The organism is Oryzihumus sp. (assembly GCF_036391795.1).
Taxonomy (GTDB): Bacteria; Actinomycetota; Actinomycetes; order Actinomycetales; family Dermatophilaceae; genus Oryzihumus.
Genome location: NZ_DASVZH010000166.1, coordinates 1 through 6,114, shown reverse-complemented (window position 1 = coordinate 6,114; position 6,114 = coordinate 1). Strand labels below are relative to the sequence as shown.

At 72.6% G+C, this 6,114-nt stretch carries 6 protein-coding genes and 1 riboswitch; of the genes, 4 read left to right on the top strand and 2 right to left on the bottom strand.

Annotated elements, in window-relative coordinates:
• Positions 1-322: 322 nt before the first annotated feature.
• A riboswitch (SAM riboswitch) is annotated at positions 323-439 on the top strand.
• 53 nt (positions 440-492) lie between these two features.
• A complete protein-coding gene (locus VF825_RS10285; protein ID WP_331112871.1) occupies positions 493-1,893 on the top strand; it encodes an aminotransferase class V-fold PLP-dependent enzyme in 1,401 nt (466 codons plus the stop codon).
• A 10-nt stretch (positions 1,894-1,903) separates the two neighbouring features.
• Here VF825_RS10285 and VF825_RS10280 read toward each other — a convergent pair whose 3' ends face one another.
• The gene (locus VF825_RS10280) at positions 1,904-2,068 is read right to left on the bottom strand and encodes a hypothetical protein (RefSeq protein ID WP_331112869.1); all 165 of its coding nucleotides are present in this window, start codon (positions 2,066-2,068) and stop codon (positions 1,904-1,906) included.
• A gap of 94 nt (positions 2,069-2,162) precedes the next feature.
• On the opposite strand from VF825_RS10280, the gene VF825_RS10275 reads away from it, so the two are divergent.
• The 3 genes from VF825_RS10275 to VF825_RS10265 all read left to right on the top strand — a co-directional run bounded on the left by VF825_RS10275 (position 2,163) and on the right by VF825_RS10265 (position 4,515).
• Entirely contained in the window at positions 2,163-3,116 is a 954-nt protein-coding gene (locus tag VF825_RS10275) for a helix-turn-helix domain-containing protein (protein WP_331112867.1), read from the top strand.
• Between the two features lie 72 nt (positions 3,117-3,188).
• Positions 3,189-3,590 (top strand): MerR family transcriptional regulator, encoded by a 402-nt coding sequence (locus VF825_RS10270; protein ID WP_331112865.1) that lies wholly within the window; start codon positions 3,189-3,191, stop codon positions 3,588-3,590.
• Positions 3,562-4,515 (top strand): aldo/keto reductase, encoded by a 954-nt coding sequence (locus tag VF825_RS10265; protein WP_331112863.1) that lies wholly within the window; start codon positions 3,562-3,564, stop codon positions 4,513-4,515. Before VF825_RS10270 ends, VF825_RS10265 begins: the two co-directional genes overlap by 29 nt.
• Before the next feature lie 98 nt (positions 4,516-4,613).
• On the opposite strand, the gene VF825_RS10260 is transcribed toward VF825_RS10265, so the two are convergent.
• A partial coding sequence (locus VF825_RS10260; protein ID WP_331112861.1) for a ribonuclease J occupies positions 4,614-6,114 on the bottom strand: 1,501 nt, incomplete at its 5' end.

The following is a 6,114-nucleotide window of genomic DNA, read 5'->3' as shown; positions in this document are numbered from 1 at the left end:
TGCCGGCTTGCGCGGGGCGGGCTTGCGGGCGGCGGGCTTGCGGCTCGCCGCACTCGTCCGCGCTGCCGGGCGCGCGGCGCCACCGCGTCCCGAGGAGCTCGAGCGCGAGGAGGAGGTCGTCCGGGTCGCCACTGTCGCAGGCTACGCGATCGCCCCGACGACATCACGCGTCACACGCGCCTCGTGCTCCGGCGCGTCGCGGGGGCCGGCCTCGGTACCCACCACCGTCCCAGCCCCCACGCCGGTCGCCAGGTCTCACATCCCGGGACATCACTCCCGAAGGGTGGGCAGCCTCGCGTCGGCGCCGCTACCGTCGACGCCAGGTCATGAGTGCCAGCGTCAAGCCCCGGCTTGCTGGCCGGCAACCCTCCTGTCGCGGCGGGGTGCTCCGGGTGACGACCCGGTCGGCCCGCGCCCGCGGTGCCGGCAAGCGCGGACCGGCGAGCCCCGAAGGCCTCGATGGTCCACCGGATCACCGAGGAGTGAGCTTCGTTGTCGATCGCCACCATCAGCCGGACCCATCACCAGGCGCCCTCCCCCGCCCCGCGGGACCACCTGCGCCCCGTGCCCGCCCTGCCGCTCGACGTCCTGGCGCCCCTGCCGCGCACCGTGGCCGCCGACCTGGGCGTGCCCACGCTGCACCGGACCGTCGTGGACTACGCCAACTTCGACCACGCGGCGAGCACCCCCGCGCTGGAGTCCGTCCAGACCGCGGTCGACACCGCGCTGCGCACCTACTCCTCGGTGCACCGCGGCAACGGCTACGCCTCGAAGGTGACCAGCGCGTGGTACGAGCAGGCCCGGGCGCAGGTGGCCTCCTTCGTCGGGGCGCGCGAGGAGGACCTGGTCGTCTTCACCCGCAACACCACCGACTCGCTCAACCTCCTGGCGCGGGCGCTCCCGCGGCGCACCACGACCTTCGTCTTCGAGTCCGAGCACCACGCGGCCCTGCTGCCCTGGGACGAGCGGCGCACGGTGCGCCTGCCCGTGCCGGGCAGCGTCGAGGACGCCCTGCTGCTGCTGGAGGAGGCGCTGGCCGAGCACGCCCGGACCAGCGACGGGCCGCGCCTGGTCGTGGTGACCGGAGCCTCCAACGTCACCGGGGAGCTGTGGCCCGTCGAGCGGGTCGTCGAGGTCGCCCGACGCCATGCCGCCCGCGTCGTCCTGGACGCGGCGCAGCTCGCGCCGCACCGGCGGATCGACCTCGAGGCGCTCGACGTGGACTACGTGGCGTTCTCCGGGCACAAGCTCTACGCGCCGTTCGGCGCCGGCGTCCTGGTCGGCCGGGCCGACTGGCTCGACAACGCCGCGCCGTACCTGCGCGGCGGCGGAGCGACGGCCCGCGTCAGCGAGCGCGAGGTGCAGTGGAGTCACGGGGCGGCACGACACGAGGCCGGCAGCCCCAACGTCATCGGCGCGATCGCCCTGGCCGCCGCGTGTGCCACGGTCGAGGCCCATCGTGACGCGATCGAGGCGCACGAGTCCGCGCTGGCGCAGCGCCTGCAGGCCGGGCTCGCGGCGGTCGAAGGCGTGTCCACGTGGTCGGTCTTCGGCGAGGGGCACGACCGGGTGGGGGTGGTGGCGTTCACGGTCGAGGGCGTGGACAGCTCGCTGGTGTCGGCGTCTCTGTCGGCCGAGCACGGCATCGGCGTGCGCGACGGCAAGTTCTGCGCGCACCTGCTGGTGGACGCCCTGCTCGACGGGCCGGGTGCCCCGGCGACCGCGGTCCGCGCCAGCGTCGGGCTGGCCACCACGGTCGAGCACGTCGACCGGCTCGTCGCGGCGGTGCGCCGGCTGGCGGAGCAGGGACCGGCCTTCGACTACGCGCTGACCGACTCCGGCTGGGAGCCGGTGGACGACCCGCGCGACCTGTCCCTGCCCCGCCCCTGGTGAGCGACCACCGTCACGGGTGACGGGTCTGGTGCGGCTTGGGCAGCGGGTTGCGGATACCGGCCGGCCAGGTCTCGACCGGGTCGTCCCACTCGCGGCTGCGGTGGGTGTCGGCGCCGAAGCGCGGGGCCAGGACGGCGATGACGACGAGAGCGGCAAACATGATGAGGAGTTCCATGGCAGAAATCATGCTCCTGACCTGATCCCTGCCACGAGTGGCAGAAATGTCATGAGGCATCGATTTCCCGCCAGATCGGTGCCATGCTGGGGGAATGCTCCGCGACGTCGCCGTGCCGGTCCTGCCGGACCTGTCCCCCTTCGAGCTCGGCGTGCTCTGTGAGGTGTTCGGCATCGACCGGACCGACCAGGGCGTGCCCCCGTTCGACTTCGCCGTCTGCGCCGAGCACCCCGGCGTGCCGATGCCGACCCGCACCGGCTTCTCGATCAGCGCCGACCACGGCTTCGACCGGCTCGCCAGCGCCGACCTCATCGCCGTGCCCGCGATCGACTCGGGCCCCTACCCCGAGGCCCTGCTGCAGGCCCTGCGTGACGCGGTGGCCCGCGGCGCCCGGGTCATGAGCGTGTGCTCCGGCGCGTTCGTCCTCGCAGCCGCCGGGGTGCTCGACGGTCGGCGCGCCACGACCCACTGGGCCCACGCCGACGAGCTCGCCGCGCAGTACCCCGAGATCGACGTCGAGCTCGACGTGCTCTACGTCGAGGACGGCCCGGTGCTCACCTCGGCCGGCACCGCCGCCGGCATCGACGCCTGCCTGCACCTGGTCCGCCAGGAGCACGGGACCCGCGTCGCCTCGACCATCGCCCGGCGCATGGTCGTGCCCCCGACGCGCGACGGCGGCCAGCGGCAGTACGTCGAGTCCCCCGTGCCCGAGGTGGGCGCCGACACCCTGCAGCCGGTGCTGGAGTGGGCCATCGAGCACCTCGACCAGGACCTGTCCATCCCCGCCCTGGCCCGGCGCGCGCTGATGAGCGAGCGGACCTTCGCCCGCCGGTTCCGGGCCGAGACCGGCTCGACGCCCCACCAGTGGGTCACCGGCCAGCGCGTGCTGCTGGCGCGCCGGATGCTCGAGACGACCGACGCCTCGGTCGAGCAGGTCGCCGCCCGCACCGGCCTGGGCACGGCGGCGATCCTGCGCCACCACTTCACCCGCATCGTCGGCACCTCGCCGCAGGCCTACCGGCGCACCTTCTGCACGCTGAGCGCCTGAGGCGGGCACCCGTCATACCGGCCGGGGTCGGGACTTGCGTTGGAGTGCACTCCAGCTCCTAGGGTCGGGGCCATGCAGGCGCTGAGCACACGGGAGGCGGCCGACCGGGTCGGCCTGAGCCAGGACACCCTCCGGTGGTACGAGCGGATCGGGCTGCTGGACCGCGTCCCCCGCGGCAGCGACGGCCGGCGCCGCTTCGGTGAGCGCGACCTCAGCTGGCTCACGCTGATCACCCGGCTGCGGGCCACCGGTATGCCGGTCGCCCGGATGCGGGAGTACGCCGAGCTCGTGCGCAGCGACTCGGGGATCGAGCAGCGCGTTGCCCTGCTGGAGGAGCACCGCGAGCACATGGTCCGGCTGCGGGCCGACCTCGACGCCTGCTCCGGCCTGCTCGAGCGCAAGATCGACCACTACCGCCGCCTTGCGGCAGAACGGAACGACAGCGATGAAGCGAGTGAACCTCGGCGGGCTTGACGTCTCGGCCCAGGGCCTGGGCTGCATGGGCATGAGCGAGTGGTACGGCCAGGGCGACTGGGACGAGTCGATCGCGACCATCCACCGGGCCATCGACCTCGGCGTGACCTTCCTCGACACCGCCGACGTCTACGGCTCCGGCCACAACGAGGTGCTCGTCGGCCGGGCCATCCACGACCGCCGCGACCAGGTGCAGCTCGCCACGAAGTTCGGCATCGACCGTTCCGGCGGCGACCGGGCACGCACCATCCGGGGGGACGCGGCCTACGTCAGGCAGTGCTGCGACGCCTCCCTGCTCCGGCTGGGCGTCGACCACATCGACCTGTACTACCTGCACCGGCCGCCGCAGAACGCCGAGATCGAGGAGACCGTCGGCGCGATGGCCGAGCTGGTCCAGGCCGGCAAGGTGCGCCACCTCGGTCTGTCGGAGGTGGGCCACGACCTGCTGCGGCGGGCCCACGCGGTGCACCCGATCACCGCGGTGCAGTCGGAGTACTCCCTGTGGACCCGCGACCCCGAGACCGACGTGGTCGACACACTGCGCGAGCTCGGCATCGGGCTGGTGCCCTACTCCCCCCTCGGCCGAGGCTTCCTCACCGGCACGGTCGACACGACGGCGTTGGGCGAGAAGGACTTCCGCGGGTTCAACCCCCGGTTCACCGGTGACGCAGGCCAGGCCAACCAGCGCATCGCCGACGCGGTGAAGGCGGTCGCCGAGCGCAGGGGCGTGGCGCCCGCGCAGGTCGCGCTCGCCTGGGTGCACGGCCAGGCCGAGCGGCTCGGCATCGCCCTCGCGCCGATCCCCGGCACCAAGCGCCGGACGTGGCTGGAGCAGAACGTCGCCGCGCTCGACGTCAGCCTCGACGCCGAGGACCTCGCCACGCTCGACCCGCTGGGCGAGCAGGTGGTCGGCGCCCGCTACTGACCGCCACACCCCGAGAGAACACGGCCTGGCCCGCGTTTCGGCGCCTCGGAGGGCGCGAAACGCGGGCCTGGCCGTGTCTCGTGGAGGGAGTCGGGGACTCAGGCCTCGATGACCATCGGGATGATCATCGGGCGGCGGCGCAGCTTGCCGCCGACCCAGCCGCCGACCGTGCGGCGCACGATCTGCTGAAGCTGGTACGTGTCGCTGACCCCGTTGCCGGTGGCCTCGGCCAGCGCCTGCTCGATCTTGGGCAGGACCTGGTCGAAGACGTCCTGGTCCTCGGCGAACCCGCGGGCCTGGATCTCCGGCCCGGCAGCGATCTTGCCGGTGGCCGCGTCCATCACCACGATGATCGAGATGAAGCCCTCGTCGCGCAGGATCCGGCGGTCCTTCAGCAGGGCCTCGGTGGTCTCGCCGACCGAGGAGCCGTCGACGTAGACGTAGCCGCAGTCGACCGCGCCCACGACCCGCGCGTGGCCGTCGACCAGGTCGACGACCACGCCGTCCTCAGCCAGGACGACGTTCTCGCGCGGCACACCGGTGGCCACCGCCAGGTCGGCGTTGGCCACGAGGTGGCGCCACTCGCCGTGGACCGGCATGACGTTGCGCGGCTTGACGATGTTGTAGCAGTAGAGGAGCTCGCCGGCGCTGGCGTGACCCGAGACGTGGACCTTGGCGTTGCCCTTGTGCACGACGTCGGCGCCGAGGCGCATCAGGCCGTTGATGACCCGGAACACGGCGTTCTCGTTGCCCGGGATCAGCGAGGAGGCGAGCACGACCGTGTCGCCCTCGCCGACGTTGATGCGGTGGTCGCGGTTGGCCATGCGCGACAGCGCGGCCATCGGCTCACCCTGGGAGCCGGTGCAGACCAGCACCACCTCGTCGTCGCGGTAGTCGTCGAGCTTCTTGACGTCGACCAGCACGCCGTCGGGCACGTGCAGGTAGCCGAGCTCCTGGGCGATGCCCATGTTGCGCAGCATCGAACGGCCGACCATGGCCACCTTGCGCTTGTTGTCGTAGGCCGCGTCGAGGACCTGCTGCACCCGGTGCACGTGGGAGGAGAAGCAGGCCACGATGATCCGGCGCCGGGCCTGCTGGAACACCCGGTCGATGGCCGGGGCGATGTCCTTCTCGGGCGTGGTGAAGCCCGGGACCTCGGCGTTGGTCGAGTCGGTCAGGAAGAGGTCGACCCCCTCCTCACCGAGCCGGGCGAAGGCGCGCAGGTCGGTCAGCCGGCCGTCGAGCGGCAGCTGGTCCATTTTGAAGTCGCCGGTGTGCAGCACCGTCCCGGCGCCGGTCTCCACGACCACGGCCAGCGCGTCCGGGATGGAGTGGTTGACCGCGAGGAAGGAGCAGTCGAACGGACCGATCCGCTCGGTCTGACCCTCCTTCACCTCCAGCGTGTACGGCCTGATGCGGTGCTCGGCGAGCTTCGCCTCGATCAGCGCCAGGGTCAGCTGCGAGCCGACCAGCGGGATGTCCGGCTTCTCTCGCAGGAGGAAGGGGATGCCGCCGATGTGGTCCTCGTGGCCATGGGTGAGGACGATGCCCTCGATGTCGTCGAGACGGTCCCGGATGGACGAGAAGTCGGGCAGGATC

Bases quoted from the DNA above. Each gene is read 5' to 3' on its own strand.
- VF825_RS10270 (WP_331112865.1), top strand. From the start codon at position 3,189: ATGCAGGCGCTGAGCACACGGGAGGCGGCCGACCGGGTCGGCCTGAGC.
- VF825_RS10275 (WP_331112867.1), top strand. From the start codon at position 2,163: ATGCTCCGCGACGTCGCCGTGCCGGTCCTGCCGGACCTGTCCCCCTTC.
- VF825_RS10265 (WP_331112863.1), top strand. From the start codon at position 3,562: ATGAAGCGAGTGAACCTCGGCGGGCTTGACGTCTCGGCCCAGGGCCTG.
- VF825_RS10280 (WP_331112869.1), bottom strand. From the start codon at position 2,068: ATGGAACTCCTCATCATGTTTGCCGCTCTCGTCGTCATCGCCGTCCTG.